This is a genomic window from Bdellovibrionales bacterium (genome assembly GCA_016716765.1).
Classification (GTDB): Bacteria; Bdellovibrionota; Bdellovibrionia; order Bdellovibrionales; family UBA1609; genus JADJVA01.
In genome coordinates this window covers 1,474,827-1,490,785 of the sequence record JADJVA010000020.1, presented here as the reverse complement: position 1 = coordinate 1,490,785, position 15,959 = coordinate 1,474,827, and the positions used below count along the sequence as shown (strand labels likewise).

Below are 15,959 nucleotides of genomic sequence, written 5' to 3'. Positions count from 1 at the left end.
TATGTCAGCAAGCTTTGTTTCCCTGTGGGCGATCCCGTAAAGCGGTGGGCGATCCTGTTGTCAGCGTGGTCCAACTGCTTCAGTCAGGGGATAGTCCTTTTTCCCCTGAGATCCCCTTTGAACGGAGCTTGTAGTTCTGCTGAGAGGTCAGAGGGCGAGTATGTGAGAGAGGGTGATTACAAAGAGTTTATTTTTGAGGATCGATGATACAAGCAGACTGTTCGTTGTTGCCAATGCTCCAGAGATGGATCGGGCAAAGCTGCGATTTGGTCAGAGGCCGTCAGGCCTGGGCTTCTTGTTGATGGTTGATCGAAAATATAAGGGTCTTATTCGTGAGCTTTCGTTGGCAGCTAGAGATAAGGAATCTGAGGCAAACAGTCAGGTTGTTGATCTTCCGATCAAGATAGAAATAACCGATGGAGACGAAAATGATAAACAGGGATGTCAAGCTATCATAGATGTGGATTACAGCTAGAAAGGAAAACGTATTAAGTCTTCGGCATGAATTTATTCGGAGAGACAATGATCACTATTTTGTTGTCTTGCAATCAGTGATCGGCAGACTACTGGAGGTTGGAATTCAAAATGAGGGCTTGTACCTGTCTGGTCTGGAGTGAAGGTCAGAAAATTAGCAGGTTAATTTTTCAGAGCTCAACTCAGCGGAATAAATTAAATAGAATGCAATCGAAGTTGAGCATCTTTATTTTCTGCTACGGGGTGCTCGACATCCATCAATTCTATATTGAAGGATCTCAGTTTTTCTGTAAAAGTGGGCGAGAATTGGTTGCGATTCAAGGGCCATCTGGATCTGGTAAATCCACTCTGCTTTACGCCTTGGGACTTTATCGCGCCCAGACAGTGGGCTCATTCGCATTTTGGGAAAAGATGTATCTAGCTGTACGGAAGTGGAGTCTCTAAAATCCGTAATCGGAACATAGGTTTTTTTCCAACAGTTTTACCTACTGCCTAAAACAAGTGTGCTTGATAATATACTTCAACTCGCTACTTCGACGAGAGGTTCCGAATGGGATCAATCAGATCGATCGGGCAAAGAAGTACGCGGAACTGGTTGGTTTGGGAGACAGACTGCAATTTATCCAATCAACTGTCCGGTGGACAACAACAAAAGGTAGCCATTTGTCGCGCACTAATGAGCGACATTAAAGTGATTCTTTGCCGATGAGCCAACGGGAAATCTAGATTCGAATCGCTGAAAGCAAATACTGCAGCTTTTGAGAGACTTGGAATAAAAATCACAATAAGACCATTATCATTATCACCCATGACAACGAGGGTTGGAATCAATGCGATAGAGTCGGCTAAAAAATTAAGGACGGGAGAATTCTTGATAGGTCTGCAAAGTTGATCAGTCTGGATTTGATCAGTCGAACATCCTTACAGGTGCCTTCTAGCAGTATCAGATATATCAGAGAAAGCCATTCAAAGAGATGTTCCCCGATCCCTGTGCTCATTTGGTCTACTCAAACTTGATCCCAAAAAGCCTTGAGGGTGTTTGGGGACATTTGCCTTCGGCTATTTGGAATTTTGAAGAGACATAAGACAAGAACAGCCCCTCACGATGATTGGTGTTTCAGTAGGAATCGCAGCCGTTTTGGCGATGATTAGCTTGGGCAGTTCACAAAGGAAAGATACTTGCGGATGTTCCGACATGCAGGTTAATACCATTGTATTCAATGGTATTTCCTAACTGGGATATCAAAGCCACTGATCTCGTTCCAACACCCTTTCGTTTTTTTGATTGGGAAGGTGTAAATTTGTTCTTTAAAGGATTTTCCTGGTGATTGATAGGATGTCACCGATTCTTAGATAGAAGCAGGATTACACTGAATTATGGGGACGAGCGATCGACCAAGATACAAGGATGATAGGGTTTGGCGAGGATGGACTAAGTATTGCCCATGACGTTTGCTTTTTGGTCGAAATTTTTCGCAGGTTGAAATTGTGCAGAAAAAGTTCTGTTTGCATTATCGGATACGAAATTGCGGAGCGGCTGTTTTTTGATAGTCAGCCTCTTGGACAAGTTCTATGGATCAGTGAGGGAAAGAGTCTTTATGGCTGTCCGGGTAAGATTAGTGTCTGGAACCTCAACAAGTGGGGTCAAGGCCTCCGGCCGAACTTGCAGGTTGTGGTCCCCTATTCTTTTTTCAGGCTCAGTCGGGAAATTGGTGGCCTTCTCAGCTCAAGCAAATCTTGGTACAAATTGATGAAGAGCTGACGCGGAAAGGATTGGGCGGGAATCAAGGCCTTTTTTGAGCAGGAAGTATGGCTCCTCTGGGACGTTCTCAGTTGACAGTGATAGTGTTCTTGTAAACCAAATGAGACAGTTTTTAACTCTTTTACTAAGATCCTTCTTTCATCATCGCATTATCCTCTTTTGGTGGGAGAGTTGGAATTACAAATATGATGCTTGTGCAATTTCAGAGAGATTTAGAGAGATTGGATTGAGAAAAGCACTTGGGCAACGAGCCGAGAAATTCCGAACTCAATTTCTAGTGGAGTCGATGATCGTGTTTTATCGCAGGTTTATAGGATTGATTCTCGGTTTTTTGTCCTATCAGATAGCGATTTGGGTGGCCACGAGTTTGTTGATAAATTAAATTTCGAATGGACTTTGGATGGCATGGCCCCTCTTTTATCAATTCTCTATTTTTGTCGTTGGTCTCGTCAGTGGCATTTTTCCTGCTGTTAAGGCGGAGAAACTTCAAATCATAGAAGCACTGAGATCTGAATAGAGGAGCTCTTTCCTGAAATCGGGAGGAGAAATTCATAAATGCGAGTTGAATTTTGGGGTCTCGAATTATAGAAGGTGACTCATTTTGTTAATACCTAAGTCGAGCCTTGTCGCTGAAATAAAAAAGTCCATCAAACAAGACCTTTCGCATAAGCTTTAATTTGCAGAAAAAAAAACTCGCGGAGGTACAGGGATGGACTTCTCATCTCATCACGACGGCTCTTGGTTTACAAGATGTGACTATCGAAAATTTGAATTTGACCGGTCAAAGTTGAGTTTAAGAGTATTCGCGAGACAAGATCGAGCATTCTGCCTCTGCCATCAATGTGGCAATCAGATAGGCTATGTACATGAGTGGAAAGAGCGATCTTTGCGTGCCCCGCCGTTTGGGGCCTTTTTGTATGTGGAGGTGATTCTCTTTCAACTCGGAGAGGGTATTGTTTAGGTGTGACGATAAGATTAGGTCGGCTCATATTTCCTTTCTATATCCAGATTTTGACACTCTAACTTATTCATTTTGTGAGTTTGCGGGTCGACTTATGGAGGAAATGCCCTGCGAAGCTGTAGCCAGATTTTTAAATGCATCGTCAAAAACACTTTGGTCACTGGATCAGAATCGAATGGCTAAGCTAAAACCACTCATGAAATTCCCAGAAAATATAGATCTAGAAAAAATGAGTGGAGATGAGGTTCACTTCCGAACGATGCCGAAGGAGAATAGCCTTGACCGACCTGAGATCAAGTATGTCACCAACCTTGTCTGTTACGATCAGTCAAAGGTTTTAGCCAACGCTCCTGGCCGATCGGAAAGATCCCTACTCACTTGTTTAAATCAGCTATCTCCTGAGCAGCTTGCAAGGATAAAGTATTTTTCCCTCGATATGCACGAACCATTTATCAAGGCCGTTCGCAAATGTGCCCCAATGCTAGAATCTGCATTGATAGATTCCACCTGGCTGAATATGTAAATAATGTCTTTGATGATGTAAGAAAAATGCGAGTTCCGAAAGGCCAAGGAAAAACAAAGATGGGTTTCAAGTGGATATGCTTGCTCCTCACAGGCGGTTTGTACTCGTAGAGCGTGAAAAGATGCTCTCGAAGAAAGACCTACGCATGTTGGATAAACTCAAAGAGATAAATAAAAATATTCTAAATGGAATGATCTTGGTCGAACACTTTCACTCCATTCTTGATAAAACGGAAGTAATCGAGTTTAGGAAATCACTTCTACTGTGGTATCGCCTAGTGAGAGAATCCAACCTCAAACCGTTTAAAAAGATGGCCCTTTTGATTAGAAAGTACCGAGAAGAGATTGAAAGCTATATTACCTCCCGCCTTACCTCGGCAAAGTCGGAGGGGATCAATAATAAAATAAAAGTTTTAAGGAGATCAGCTTATGGCTATACGAATGAAACCTCCTACCTCAATAAAATCCTCCAAAGATGCGGCTACTTAAACTCTACCCATATCGATACGACAGGGTGGTTTTGGGGGCCAAATAGCAGGTTGGCACAAAATACCCCCTTCTAATAAACGGAGAGGCTGAATTTTGTTTCTATAAGGAGCGCTTTTGCGGAGAAGAGGTGACTTTTTTGCGGCTCGTTTCTTTTTAAGAGGAGCTGCATTAGACCTAAAACGCCTATGAGACAGCCCTAAATTTGAATTCAGATTAAGGGGGAGAAGCTGTTCTTGTTTTTTGATTGGCATAAGAATTGGAAACAATAGGGCGCGGGAGCGTTTTATGCTTTGATGGTACAAATTGCGGAGGCACGGCCCTTGGGCTGTTGATAGCTCTTGTTATTGTGGATTACTTTGAGGAAATCCTTCTCACAGTTCTCATTTTTCTTGGACTCGGGATTCCGATGATATGGGTTATCACCCACTTTGAGGGAAATACTGGTATTTTGAGAAAGATCGTCGGAGCTTTAAAACCCCTTTTCCCAAGTTAGCGATTAATCGAAATTTTCGAATTTCATATCATTATATCATGAGGAGGAGCAAGACGGACCCTCTGTCCCTATCTTGCCTCCATCTCTAATGGCTTTCTTACAGGACTACGGCCGCTTCACCCAATTATAAAGAGCAGAAATTCCATCGCTGACTTCGACATAGAGAGATCGACCGTATTTGACGACATCGTCACTGTCTATCGCGGACCCTAGGCTAAACGCTGTCTTGGCTCTGATGTTATTACCAACTTCAGGGCCTGTGAGGAAATATGGGTAGACTTGATCTCCCCAATACAAGACTCCAGTTTTTGCTTGCCATCCCCAGCCTAGATTCGCGAGAGCAGACAGTTGGGGAAATGTAGAAAGAATCCAATTTTTGACACTCGTTCGAATTGACTCCGGGAGTAAAAATGTTTTGAAATAGACGCTGTGGCTCCAGTGAAATCTTCTGGACGCTTGAGTTCACCATAAATCAAGCCAACAGAAAATTTGCCACCGATTCCCAGCGTGCGATCTTCTGGAAGTCCCTTTCAGCCCAACAGGTGCATCCGTCCAAACCATAAATTTGCGAGCTTCCTTAACGAGGGACTCTTCGGCAAAGTAAAAATTGTTATAAAAATCATTTCCCTCTTTCTCCTGAATTTTGTTAATGAGAGCTTCAAGGTTCTCAGTGCATGGCGTGCCGTAGATCTTGGTCAGAATAGCGTTGCGCGATCTTTCAACAATGCCACTTTCTCCATTTTTGAGTATTTCCATCATTTCCTTATCTTTTTCCACTTCTTGAAGGGGGATTTTTCTCACTCGATGGACGCAGTAAGGAACTACCACTTCTGCAAAAGTTCCTGATAGCCCGTTCAGCCGCGATATGCGGAATTTCCCAGTAGCACCCGTTTCAACGAGGAGGCCAGACGGTCTCCACCAATCGACCTTTGAAAAATTTCCTTTGAGATGATCTGCCGAATCAGGGAGAGCCTCTTCGATTGCAGCACGGACTTTATCCCCCGTAGCAGCCTTCAGTTTTTCGTAGATTTTATCATAGTGAACATCTCCCAAGCCAATTGCTGAATCCATGAGATCCTGTAGGTTTTTCGGCATTTTCCCGTCTTTCCACAAGTCTGCCAAATCCTTTTTTAGGAAAATAATTGCTCGAGCTGTAGCCAGACGCTTAGAGGCATCCCCCATTTCATGGAAGGGAACTTCAATATCTACATAAAGACGATGGCTGCCGTCCAAAATGTGAATGTCCGGAGTATCTAAGTCTTGATCGACTGTCATGTCTCCCCAGGCCACCAGTGAACCACTGAGAAAAACTATTGTTGCAACGAAGTTAAAAAGTACCTTGAACATAGCTACCCCTCTTGTTTAGTAAAACCATATTGCGAAAGCACATACTCGATGATTAATCTGATCCTTTCCAACTCCCGGTGATGTTTGAGTAAAAATTAAAAAAAATTCTTAAGTTACGAGAGAAGTATTACAACTATTTATATTTTTTTCACTTTGTCTTGAGGGGTCTCGACAAACCAAAATTGAACCATTACCAGTCATCGGGTCGTACTAGGTTGTCCAGACCAGAAGTGCCCCCAGCCTCATGAAATATCCACGGAATGAGAGCATCTCGAAAAGTAATGATCTGTCCCATGAAGTGATCAAGCCAGGGAAGGTCGAAAAATCCAAATTGTGAAACAAAAAGATAAATGGCGGAGGAGAGAATGAGTCGGAGATAGAGAGATCTGAGAGTGCGATAAAAGAGATCGAACTTGGCTTTCGCTCCATAATAGCTTCCGCCATATTTATTCACCCACTGTTCTACGAGTTCATGCCGAAATTCTCCTGAGATAATCTGATCCAGTATTTTAGGATTCCTCTTAACTTCGTCTTGAATGAGTTTGGTCAAGTTAGACCACTCAGAAAGATTGATTTCAGGAAGATGAATGTAGCCAAATAATTGAGCAGTGGGGATGAGTACATACCAATTGATCGCGAGGCTCAAAGATAGCTTGGCGATTTTTTTGTACATCTTCGATTCATGGCTATCACCAAAGAAGGAAGTCTTGACTCGGAAGTTAGTGGCCTCTAAGGCAGAAGTCAGGCCGGACTTGAGGACCTCGACGTAAAATCTCCTCAGAACAATATCAGTGTACCAAGTTTCATAGATTCCATTTCTAAACGGAATAATCATGCCGACAAGGGCACGGATCCTTTTGGGAAGACTATCTGTCCCGGGATTTTGAAGAGTATAAAGATCGACAAAAAGCTCCTCAATTTCCCTTGAGGTTAATGCGCCGATCTGTAGTTTTTTGAGCTTAATAAAAAACCGTCGTTTCTTAAGGAAGTCAACCCATCGAGTATTCAATATTTTTTCAGCCAATAGAGGATTATGAACTGAATTCGAAATAAAATGACGACCCAGGGCCTCTAGGAATGCGAGCTTTTGCTCAGGTGGCGAGCTTTTGGAAATATCAAATTCATTTTCGCCAGGTTGTGATTCAGCACGCTCGCCAGGTTGGGATTCAGCACCCTCGCCAGATTGTGCATTTTCTTGGAGTTTTCGTGGGTAGCGTCGATTCAATTGCTCTAAATAATGAGCGCGGAAGCGATTGAATTCCGGTAGATCAAATTGCCTAAAAAAACCGATTCTCAGCCTTGGACCTGCTAGGTCCATAGGTTGACTCAAGGGATCGGCTCGAGACGCCGCATCTTGGGAGTCTGCCACCAGTTTGAGACAGGCTGAGATCTCATCTTGCCCAAGAGCTGTCAGGCAGGTCAAGGCTGTCAGCATGTGAACGATGAACAGTGAAGACCACAAGATTTTACAATTAAATCCGAATTCAAATGGCCAAAAAAAAGCCCTTGTGTGCATCGCAATGTCCTCGAATTTGAAGTAACCGGACTCCTGCAAAACACATTTTCTCGGGGCCCATGTCAAGAACGAAGCAACCCACTAGACATCAGGAACCATCAATGCTAGGTCATATAAGATATTCTAATAATAGAAAGCGGAAAGATGGCCGAGTGGCTGAAGGCGCACGCTTGGAAAGCGTGTAACGGTTAACCCCGTTCCAGGGTTCGAATCCCTGTCTTTCCGCCAATTTACTCATTCGTTTTTTTCTCTAATCAGCTAAGCACCCAGAATCTCAACACTAGGTAAATCAAACGGTTACGCTCGCCGAATTCGGTGACGTCACATGATGTTTTATGATTTTTCGTAAGTTTGGACAGTAAAAGTCTGGATTTGGTCTGGATAAGTCTGGATGGATGAGTTCTCAAAAAGCGATCTAACATCTTATTTTCTGTGAAAGAATTGCTAGATTGATGGGGTGCCAGAAGTGCCGGAATTCTTGGGCGAAGAGTCTAGATAGCAGCAGGGCTGCTGGATCCAATACAGAATCAGAAAATAAAGTGGACCAAAAAATTGATGTAAAACCCATCTGGTCGAAAATTTCTGTCAGCATATTGCTTATCTCGTTCCTATAGTTAAACGTGACTAGAATTGATGGAGAGCTATTCTGACATCTTCGAATCTTTGCTTGCCTTTAATTTAACCGCGTCACCTTCAGTTGATACTTTATTTTTTTAGAAGCGTGGCTCTAGCGGTGCGATAGGCTAACCTTTTTAAATCGAAAGTACGACAACCTCGCCACAATCAGCCAAAACCCTGAACGTAGGACCATTGCACCTACTGTTCTAATTTCGTAGGCCCAACCCGTTAAAATATGAATGCCCAAAAACACAAAAACAAGACTGATTACAGCGGCGAGAAAAACCGCTAAACGCCCAGACCACGCACGATCTTGTGCTAAACCGACGCCAGCTACGACGTAGACAAAGCCTGAGATAAAATTAAACCAAAGAACGAACCGCACATAATTTCCAGCGGCGATACGCCCCACCTCTGTAAACAAAGATTTTCCACCACTTATGATCGTAATTATCCCAAATATTATTGCAAATATTGCTACTGGCATTAGCCACTTCGGCCGACCTTTAGTGCCTATGATTTTTCCACTCATAATTTCCCTCCGTACTAAAAGCAAACCGATTTTGTGTCCCGAGGTCTTCGAGAAATAAGGTAGAAAGTTCGGAACGACCGACAAGTCCGGATTTGGAATAACCAGAAATAGATTGAGCACGCACACTAATGCGTCATCGGCTTCCAACCAGCGTGGTTAAACATCTGGCCGTAACTGTCTAGGCCTTTGATGACCTTTAGAAATCCTTGTGCGCGCGCTTCAGTTTTAGGGCCAGTCTTCATAGCTGCAGAACCGGCCATAACTTCTGTCAGAATCGTGTGCAGAGCCGCATCGGCCTCGGGATTAAGCTTGCAGTCTTTGAATATTGACTGAATCGAAGTATCGATTTTTTCTGAAAGCCGCTGGTAATCCTCATCTTTGACTCGGCCGCTGTGTATGTCGCCTATCTTACTTTGCATCTCAGTACGAATAGCACTCATGTGTGTTCTTAGTGGCGCATCGCTCTCATACTTTTTTCCAGTAAAATGCCCTGCAGAGCCTTTTACTGGTACGTGATTGTCCGGATGTTTATGTGCATCGCCGGCACTCGCGACGCCAGAGAAAATAAAAATTATGGCGCATAGAAGTGCTTTCAAAAAATTATTCATGTTCGATTCTCCTTTATAAATTGATCTTTCTCAAGATGGGGCGCTAACAAATCCTCTAGAAAAAAAGCTGAGAGTTCAGATCTTCCAGCTAAGCCAGATTTAGAATATATAGCTATCGACTGAACGCGTGCAGTTTTTTCGCTTGTATCTCGAATGCTCGCAACTTCTTTAAGGCTTAGACCTTTCAAAAGCAAGAAGGCGACCTCTTTCTCGGCTGGCGACAAGCTCTACCTTGAAAGCTGCTGATCAATAGCCGTAGATAAACCCTCCAAGTACTTCTTAGATTCGGCCCGCCAAGCCTCAGCCTCTTTCTTGAATTCTGAGTAGTCGCGAATTTCCTGATCCAATCGGTGTTTTAGATTATAAGAACCGCGCAGAATGTAAAAAATCCCGAAGGCAGCAGCAAATCCTATCACACCTTCAACAAAAATATGCCAAGTGAACTGACTCGCACGATAATCAGAGATGAGATCGACTCCGACCATTACTGAAACGAGCGCGAGAACGCCTACAATGATTAATCTTTCTTTTTGACTCAAGTCGTACTCCTCACTGATTGAGAAAATTTGATTTCAATCCTCATCCTCGTCATCGCCGTTACCATTATCGTCACCACCATCATTTTCGCCCAGTTGTAACGTTGCACCCAGCAATTGCAACGTTCCCGATTTAGCATCGTAATTGCGGTTCAAGTGGAAAGCAAAAACCACAACCATTCCCAGCAACAATACGCCTAATCCGGAACGTGACGAAGAGATAACATCATCTGTAGCAATATCAGTTTTTTTTCCGTCAATCATACTGAGTCCAATCGCTTCTTTATGTCGCAATGTGTGCAGAACGATGCCAGCTATATGTAAAACCGCAACAACAAATAATCCATTGGCCAGCAATTCATGAATGTCTTCAAAAGCTTCTTTGTCAGGACCTGACGTCATCAAGTAGCCGGTGAGGCCAAGTCCTGCCGCCATAGCTATCATTAGAATAGCGGCCCAGCTGGATGCAGGGTTATGCCCCGCCCACTTTGTTTTTGAGCCACTTAGAATTCCTTTAAAATAGTTGAAGAGATCTTTTGGATTGAGTGCAAAGCCAGAAAACCGCGCATGCTTTGTGCCCCAAATCCCGTAAATTATCCGAAGTGTGACAAGGAGAGAAAGAACTAAGCCGGCCAGCATGTGATACGAAAAGACTGCAGACTCATCGTCGACAGTTTTAGTAATGACAAATGCAGTTAAAAAAAGAACGGCAAACATCCAGTGAAAGATCCTGGTTGGTAAGTCATAAACAAGCTCACGTTTCATATTAATACTCCTTTTTAAAAGATGGCTCACTGCCCTCTGGTGAGAGTATGAAAACATAGTCCCTTATGTCTATGGACCGAATGACCTAAAGCACGTGAAATCAGGCCCTTAGATCATTTGCCCAATTTCTTAATGGGGGCGAATGACGATAATTTGTCGGTACATGGGAATGAACCCATGACACACAGAGGAGTACTAATGAAACATCTTATTTTCGCAACCCTGGTCACATTGGCCAGCGTCTCGGCTTTTGCTAAAAAGAATTGCACCGACGAGCCCAAGAACAAATGGATGTCGGAAGAAGCGTTCAAAAAGAAGGCCGAAGACCTTGGCTACAAAATCAGAAAGTTCAAACAACCAGGGAGTTGTTATGAAATTTACGGGACCAACAAAGAGGGCAAAAAGGTTGAGATCTACTTCAACCCTGTAGACGGCAGCATCGTAAAAGAAGAAGTAGAAGGAGATGATGAAGAATAGGTGCCTTATCAGGGGCGGCTGCGCCCGCAGCTGCCCAGCCCTCTCTCTGCGCGATGCACAAGATAGAAGAGTTTTCCGAACAGCCTTCTTTGTGAATTTTTCCAGATGGGTTCTACAAAGACTAGCCAAGGGACGCCAATTTCTCCTGTGTAGAACCTTCCGAGGTTCAAAGACCACCGAGAGCTACACAAGAACCATTAATATTTTATTTCTTGGGGGCTTTAGGGGCTCGACAGATTAACCATCTTAAATCGAAAGTACAACAGCCTCACCACAATCAGCCAAAACCCTGAACGTAGGACCATTGCCATAACCGTTCTGTTTTCGTAAGCCCCGCCCATTGCGATATGAATCCCAAAAAATACAAAAACAAGACACGTTGCTGCCGCAATAGAAGCAGCTAATTTCTTAGACCATGCTCGGTCTTGAGCCATCCCTACACCCGCAAAAATATATGCAAAACCAGCTACGAAGTTGAACCAAAGAACAAACGGTACATAGTTTCCTGCGGCGACACTTCCCACCTCTGTAAACAAAGATTTGCCACCACTTATGACAGTAGCGAGTCCAAAAACCATCGCCACTATCGCCAATGGCATCATCCATTTTGGTCGACTTTTAGTGCTTATAATTTTTCCACTCATAGTTTTTCTCCATATTTAGAGCAAATTGATTTTGCATCTTATTAAAATGCAACTCTGTAGAAGCCAATCGATTAACCTCATGGCAAGCCACGCATCTATTTGTAATTTGATGCATGCTCTTTAAAATTTCTGGCAGAGTGGTACCCTTACCAATGGCAGTTGAAATATCATCAAAGGCTTTGTGAGTTCCCATTCCCAATTCCTTAAAATCTAAGGGCAGTTTTGCCATTAGTATGGGACTGGTGTCGACGGCCATTGCCATTCCAGCTGAAGACGCCGCTAGAGCCGCTTTTTTCATATCATTTTCGCTCAATGCCCCAAGCACTCCGTTCACAGCTGTCAGCATTGTTCGCATTTCACCTAGGACAAGGTCCTTTTCACTAGGTGATAACAATATTGCCCGTCGCTGGTCTGAACTAACAGTGGTCGTACCTTTGACAAAAAATATGGCAAATAGACCCACGGTCAGGACCCACAAAATCAGAGAAATTATTCCAAGTTTATTTTTCATTTTTACCCTCAAGCTTGTTTGTGTCTAAAAATTGCAAAACCAAAAAGCAGTATCGAGAAAGTCATGCTGCCGGCGCCAACCAGTACAAAGATGGGCGATGTTCCCAATGTGACCTCTCCCAAAATTCCAAATGGCATCAACACTCCTAATCGTGCCGAAATGGATATGACTCTGGCGCCTTTTCTACAAATTCGGATTTGGAAAAGCAAATACCCAATAACTATATTCAAAAATCCAAACAAAGTATCATGTACGTGCGCCAAGCGAGTTTCAAAATGCTTGCCCGTTGAGTATTGCGCGGCCCATTCCGCAGCCCCCGGCGCAAAGTCCCTAAGATAGACCAATATAAATCCCAAAAACATAAATGTAGCCATGACCCAAAAACCCGCAATCAAGTTTTTCCGACCAATCAACATGCCCTCTTTACCATCTATTAATTCTTCTTTTTTATTCATATTACGGCTCCTTTTAATTTTTTTGTTGGTAATGTAAGCAAACTCTTTTTTAAGTCCTCGTTGAGAGGATTTGATCCGATCCATATTTGCAGAAAAGCTTGTGCGAATTCGGCACCCTCAATCATGCCGCCCTTCTGATTGCTCCCAGCTATTGTGACCTGTATCTTGGAGAAGGTGATTATTAACAAATCTTTATCTCTAATGTCGGTTAGAAGGCCCTCTAATTCCTTGGACTTTTGCATAATGAGATTGCAATCCTTAGTGCAGTTTTTCATCAGTTGTTCTGCCCAGGTATTACCAATGGTTTTTGCGCTCAGATTTTTGAGAAAGCGAATTTGCAATTGTTTGCGTCCAGATGAATTCAGAATAGATTCAGCATCACTCGATACCTCGGGCAAATAAAGTGCCGCGACCAGAACTCTGATCTTAAAAATAGTCGCCTTGCGAATCGCCAAACCGTTAAGCACCAATGTTTCATTTTCAATTTTAATAGCACTAGGAAACTCGAAGCCCTCGAACTCTACCGCCTGTGCAGAGCACACGTAGTTCGCGATTAAGCAAACAAATATCCATGTGATGATATTTGATTTTCGAGTGAACGCTGTCATTAGCTGTTTGTTCCCGTTATGGTTAAAACTCCATCTTTGATCTCAACGTGCGTCTTCGCAAATTCGTCTAGCACCGGATCGTGGGTGGCAAATAGAAACGTCACCTTTTTTTCTTGATTGAGTTGTTTCATAAATTCTAAGATTGAGCGTGCTGTTTTAGAGTCTAGGTTAGCCGTGGGCTCATCAGCAATGACCAGTTCGGGCTCAGTCACCATGGCTCTCGCGATCGCCACCCGTTGGCGCTGACCACCGGATAATTCATCGGGGCGATGATGGCGGTGTTCATAAAGCCCGGTCTTCTTAATCCAATCAGAAACTCGACGCTTCTTTTCTTCTCGAGTAAGGTCTGTGCGAATCATAAGTGGCACCATGACGTTTTCTTCAAGTGTCAGTACAGGATTTAAATTGAACGACTGAAAAATAAATGAAATTGTTTTTGAGCGCAAAGTGGCTAGTTTATCAAAATCATCGAAGCTCACAGGCTTTCCGTTCAGCAGTATCTCGCCCTCGCTGGGATTGTCCAACAGACCAACGATGTTGAGTAATGTAGATTTGCCTGACCCTGAAGGGCCTCGGATCAGAACAAAATCCGACTTGTGAATACTGAAGTTGACTGACTTTAGCGCTTGCACGAAAGTTTTTCCGGTTTTGTAGGTCTTCGAGACATTTTTTAGTTCAATCATAAATTCTCCATTTTAAAAAGAGTATTTCAGATCCACTGTGGTTTGATGGTCATAATTACGATATTGATATTGTGACCCAATTCCGCCCTGAACTTGGCTTAGGCTCAGACCCATCAGAAGTTTGTCACTGGCGATATATTCAAATCTAAAAATCCCAAGGCTTGAGTCATCCTCGAGACTTTTAATTGCTGATAGCGTCAGGTTATATCTGTCGTGAATTTCCGGCACAGACAGGCTCGCAATAAGATATTTTTGACGTAAAAAAGGATTTAGCGGACCTGTTCGGCTTGCCGTGATAGCAGGAAAAAGCGCAAAAGTTCGCACCATTTGAGAAAATTCATCCGCGTTGAGTCCCTGACCATTTTCATAATATTCTATGCGTAAAGAAAAATCTTCGCTGCCTTCAAAGTCCGCGCCGAGAAGAGTTTGGATTGGGTTTGATCTTGTTGTATTATTGTAGAGCTTTGATTCTTCTTGCGTGCCGAGCTCTAGATAGAATTTGTATTTATTTTCTAGAAGGGTTTGAGCAGACATTCCAGCTCGACGAATTCCCAGATACCGGCCCAGCATGAAGCTAATATCGAGATTGTCGAACTGTTTTAAACCACGAACGGCACCGTCGGTGCTGTCCTGACGAGATTCAGGCAATCCTTCAGAGGTTTCATATTGAACGGGCAAGGCAATGACATCGAAGCTATGATTGATTTGTTGATATGAAACTCGTGCAAGCCAAACTCCTTTTCGATCCTCTCGCTGGCCAGGTAGATTCGTATTTGAATAGATAAAATCACTTGGGGACACAATCAATCCCGGAGATCGGCGATTTCGCTCTTTGCCAACGAAATATTGGACGCTCTCGCTTAGTCGCGAGCGAAATCCAACTTGCTTAAGGAGGTAATCAAATTCTCTATTTTTGTTGTCATAGTTTCCGACCGCATCAACGAGAAGAAAACTTTGTGTCTTGAGCTGAAAGTCCCCCGAGAAACTCAGCTGAGCATTGGGAAAATATATTTGATCATCGGAACCACCGATGGATTGTGAGCCATCGATTAAAACATAGGCTCTGGTACGATGCTGATTTAGAGCAGATGAAGCCTGGTCGTGAGGCACCTCTGTCGTTGGGTTTTCTTCAGCAAGTCCCTCTGCCTCCTCGATAACCTCGGGGGCAGCAGCAAAAGTATTCAGTGCTCCTAGGGAAAGTAGAAAAAGACCAATTACCATTATCTGGCGATTCAGGGGGATCATATTTCTTTTCCAAGATTATCGACGACGAAACGTCCGTCTGGAAGTTTGCTATCAAAGTGAAGTTCAATAATTTGCATTTCGGATTTCTGTTTGGTGATCACGTTTTCCATTTCCATTCGCGTAGGGCGCGAGATGCTGCCAAAGGTTTTGACTGATCCATATTTGCAGATTTTCAAAAGTGTCCCTTTGGTATCGTAAAAATACTGTTGCACCGGTTGTGTTGTGGATTTATCCACCCAAAGTCGCATCTTGGCGTAAGCCGCATCGCTGTTTTTTGCGACCAAATCAATAATGCTTTGATTTTTACTGTCTTTCGCTAAGGTGGCATTGTACTGCGCAAGCCAATCGACCCGTAGTACGTCAGCATTTGAAAAATCGCCGCCAGCAAAACTTTCGCGATCAGCAACTCGAACGGCTCTGGCAACACTGGGCATGTAGGTCCAGATTGTATCTTTTAAGCGCAGAGTTTCGCGGCCCTTCTCGCGCTCGGGCTTTAGAAAGTAGCCATGGCTATGGTTGGCATCTTTGATTGAAAATCGAACATCATAGGTTGCAACCGTGCCGTCTAAGCGATGATTTGTGAATTGATAAAGGGCCCGAAAGTTGGGTGGCGACAAATTCTTTTCTACTTTAGCAACAATCTCGGTTGCAGATTCGGCATAGGCATAGCCTGTAGTCAAAGAAAGTATAAGAGTTAAAAACATGTACTTCAT

General features: G+C 43.4%; 20 protein-coding genes, 1 tRNA gene and 1 pseudogene. 9 read left to right on the top strand and 13 right to left on the bottom strand.

The genetic code is table 11. The features are described from left to right. Positions 1-172 precede the first annotated feature (172 nt). The 7 genes from IPL83_15925 (at position 173) to IPL83_15895 (ending at position 4,282) form a co-directional block, all read left to right on the top strand. Complete coding sequence (locus IPL83_15925) at positions 173-475, top strand: hypothetical protein (GenBank protein MBK9040623.1); 303 nt, start codon at positions 173-175, stop codon at positions 473-475. A 549-nt stretch (positions 476-1,024) separates the two neighbouring features. Next, positions 1,025-1,183: an ATP-binding cassette domain-containing protein gene (locus IPL83_15920; GenBank protein MBK9040622.1), complete on the top strand. Its 159-nt coding sequence runs from the start codon at positions 1,025-1,027 to the stop codon at positions 1,181-1,183. A 699-nt stretch (positions 1,184-1,882) separates the two neighbouring features. Continuing rightward, complete coding sequence (locus IPL83_15915; GenBank protein ID MBK9040621.1) at positions 1,883-2,236, top strand: ABC transporter permease; 354 nt, start codon at positions 1,883-1,885, stop codon at positions 2,234-2,236. 709 nt (positions 2,237-2,945) lie between these two features. Next, positions 2,946-3,197, top strand: a complete 252-nt coding sequence (locus IPL83_15910) for a hypothetical protein (GenBank protein ID MBK9040620.1) — start codon at positions 2,946-2,948, stop codon at positions 3,195-3,197. Further along, positions 3,190-3,720 carry a transposase gene (locus IPL83_15905; protein MBK9040619.1) on the top strand — a complete coding sequence of 177 codons (531 nt, stop codon included), beginning with the start codon at positions 3,190-3,192 and terminating at the stop codon, positions 3,718-3,720. Before IPL83_15910 ends, IPL83_15905 begins: the two co-directional genes overlap by 8 nt. Beyond that, positions 3,666-3,830 (top strand): transposase, encoded by a 165-nt coding sequence (locus IPL83_15900; GenBank protein ID MBK9040618.1) that lies wholly within the window; start codon positions 3,666-3,668, stop codon positions 3,828-3,830. The genes IPL83_15905 and IPL83_15900 overlap by 55 nt, the downstream gene beginning before the upstream one ends. A gap of 11 nt (positions 3,831-3,841) precedes the next feature. Beyond that, on the top strand, positions 3,842-4,282 hold the full coding sequence (locus IPL83_15895; protein MBK9040617.1) for a transposase: 441 nt from the start codon (positions 3,842-3,844) through the stop codon (positions 4,280-4,282). Positions 4,283-5,163: 881 nt separating this feature from the next. On the opposite strand, the gene IPL83_15890 is transcribed toward IPL83_15895, so the two are convergent. Both IPL83_15890 and IPL83_15885 read right to left on the bottom strand, forming a co-directional pair. After that, on the bottom strand, positions 5,164-6,048 hold the full coding sequence (locus tag IPL83_15890; protein MBK9040616.1) for a hypothetical protein: 885 nt from the start codon (positions 6,046-6,048) through the stop codon (positions 5,164-5,166). 190 nt (positions 6,049-6,238) lie between these two features. Next, positions 6,239-7,564, bottom strand: a complete 1,326-nt coding sequence (locus tag IPL83_15885; protein ID MBK9040615.1) for a hypothetical protein — start codon at positions 7,562-7,564, stop codon at positions 6,239-6,241. A gap of 138 nt (positions 7,565-7,702) precedes the next feature. Between IPL83_15885 and IPL83_15880 the strand changes: the two genes are divergently transcribed. After that, positions 7,703-7,792 (top strand) — tRNA-Ser (locus IPL83_15880). Positions 7,793-8,291: 499 nt separating this feature from the next. On the opposite strand, the gene IPL83_15875 is transcribed toward IPL83_15880, so the two are convergent. The 4 genes and pseudogenes from IPL83_15875 to IPL83_15860 form a co-directional block, all read right to left on the bottom strand. After that, entirely contained in the window at positions 8,292-8,669 is a 378-nt protein-coding gene (locus IPL83_15875; protein MBK9040614.1) for a hypothetical protein, read from the bottom strand. Positions 8,670-8,839: 170 nt separating this feature from the next. Then, on the bottom strand, positions 8,840-9,322 hold the full coding sequence (locus tag IPL83_15870) for a hypothetical protein (GenBank protein MBK9040613.1): 483 nt from the start codon (positions 9,320-9,322) through the stop codon (positions 8,840-8,842). Beyond that, positions 9,319-9,861 (bottom strand): annotated as a pseudogene (locus IPL83_15865) (hypothetical protein). The gene IPL83_15870 and the pseudogene IPL83_15865 overlap by 4 nt, the downstream one beginning before the upstream one ends. A gap of 33 nt (positions 9,862-9,894) precedes the next feature. Then, positions 9,895-10,623: a cytochrome b/b6 domain-containing protein gene (locus tag IPL83_15860; protein MBK9040612.1), complete on the bottom strand. Its 729-nt coding sequence runs from the start codon at positions 10,621-10,623 to the stop codon at positions 9,895-9,897. A 198-nt stretch (positions 10,624-10,821) separates the two neighbouring features. On the opposite strand from IPL83_15860, the gene IPL83_15855 reads away from it, so the two are divergent. Continuing rightward, positions 10,822-11,100, top strand: coding sequence for a PepSY domain-containing protein (locus tag IPL83_15855; GenBank protein ID MBK9040611.1), 279 nt, complete (start codon positions 10,822-10,824; stop codon positions 11,098-11,100). 221 nt (positions 11,101-11,321) lie between these two features. Here the strand turns inward: IPL83_15855 and IPL83_15850 are convergent, their stop codons facing one another. Genes IPL83_15850 through IPL83_15820 form a run of 7 tightly spaced genes read right to left on the bottom strand, consistent with a single transcriptional unit; the run spans position 11,322 to position 15,959 of the window. Next, positions 11,322-11,702, bottom strand: a complete 381-nt coding sequence (locus IPL83_15850; GenBank protein MBK9040610.1) for a hypothetical protein — start codon at positions 11,700-11,702, stop codon at positions 11,322-11,324. Between the two features lie 16 nt (positions 11,703-11,718). Further along, positions 11,719-12,255, bottom strand: coding sequence for a hypothetical protein (locus tag IPL83_15845; protein ID MBK9040609.1), 537 nt, complete (start codon positions 12,253-12,255; stop codon positions 11,719-11,721). 8 nt (positions 12,256-12,263) lie between these two features. Then, positions 12,264-12,668 carry a hypothetical protein gene (locus tag IPL83_15840; protein MBK9040608.1) on the bottom strand — a complete coding sequence of 135 codons (405 nt, stop codon included), beginning with the start codon at positions 12,666-12,668 and terminating at the stop codon, positions 12,264-12,266. 38 nt (positions 12,669-12,706) lie between these two features. Continuing rightward, entirely contained in the window at positions 12,707-13,318 is a 612-nt protein-coding gene (locus tag IPL83_15835) for a chalcone isomerase family protein (protein ID MBK9040607.1), read from the bottom strand. Then, positions 13,318-14,001 (bottom strand): ABC transporter ATP-binding protein, encoded by a 684-nt coding sequence (locus IPL83_15830; protein ID MBK9040606.1) that lies wholly within the window; start codon positions 13,999-14,001, stop codon positions 13,318-13,320. Before IPL83_15830 ends, IPL83_15835 begins: the two co-directional genes overlap by 1 nt. A gap of 12 nt (positions 14,002-14,013) precedes the next feature. Further along, a complete protein-coding gene (locus IPL83_15825; protein ID MBK9040605.1) occupies positions 14,014-15,246 on the bottom strand; it encodes a hypothetical protein in 1,233 nt (410 codons plus the stop codon). Further along, on the bottom strand, positions 15,243-15,959 hold the full coding sequence (locus tag IPL83_15820; protein MBK9040604.1) for an outer membrane lipoprotein-sorting protein: 717 nt from the start codon (positions 15,957-15,959) through the stop codon (positions 15,243-15,245). The genes IPL83_15825 and IPL83_15820 overlap by 4 nt, the downstream gene beginning before the upstream one ends.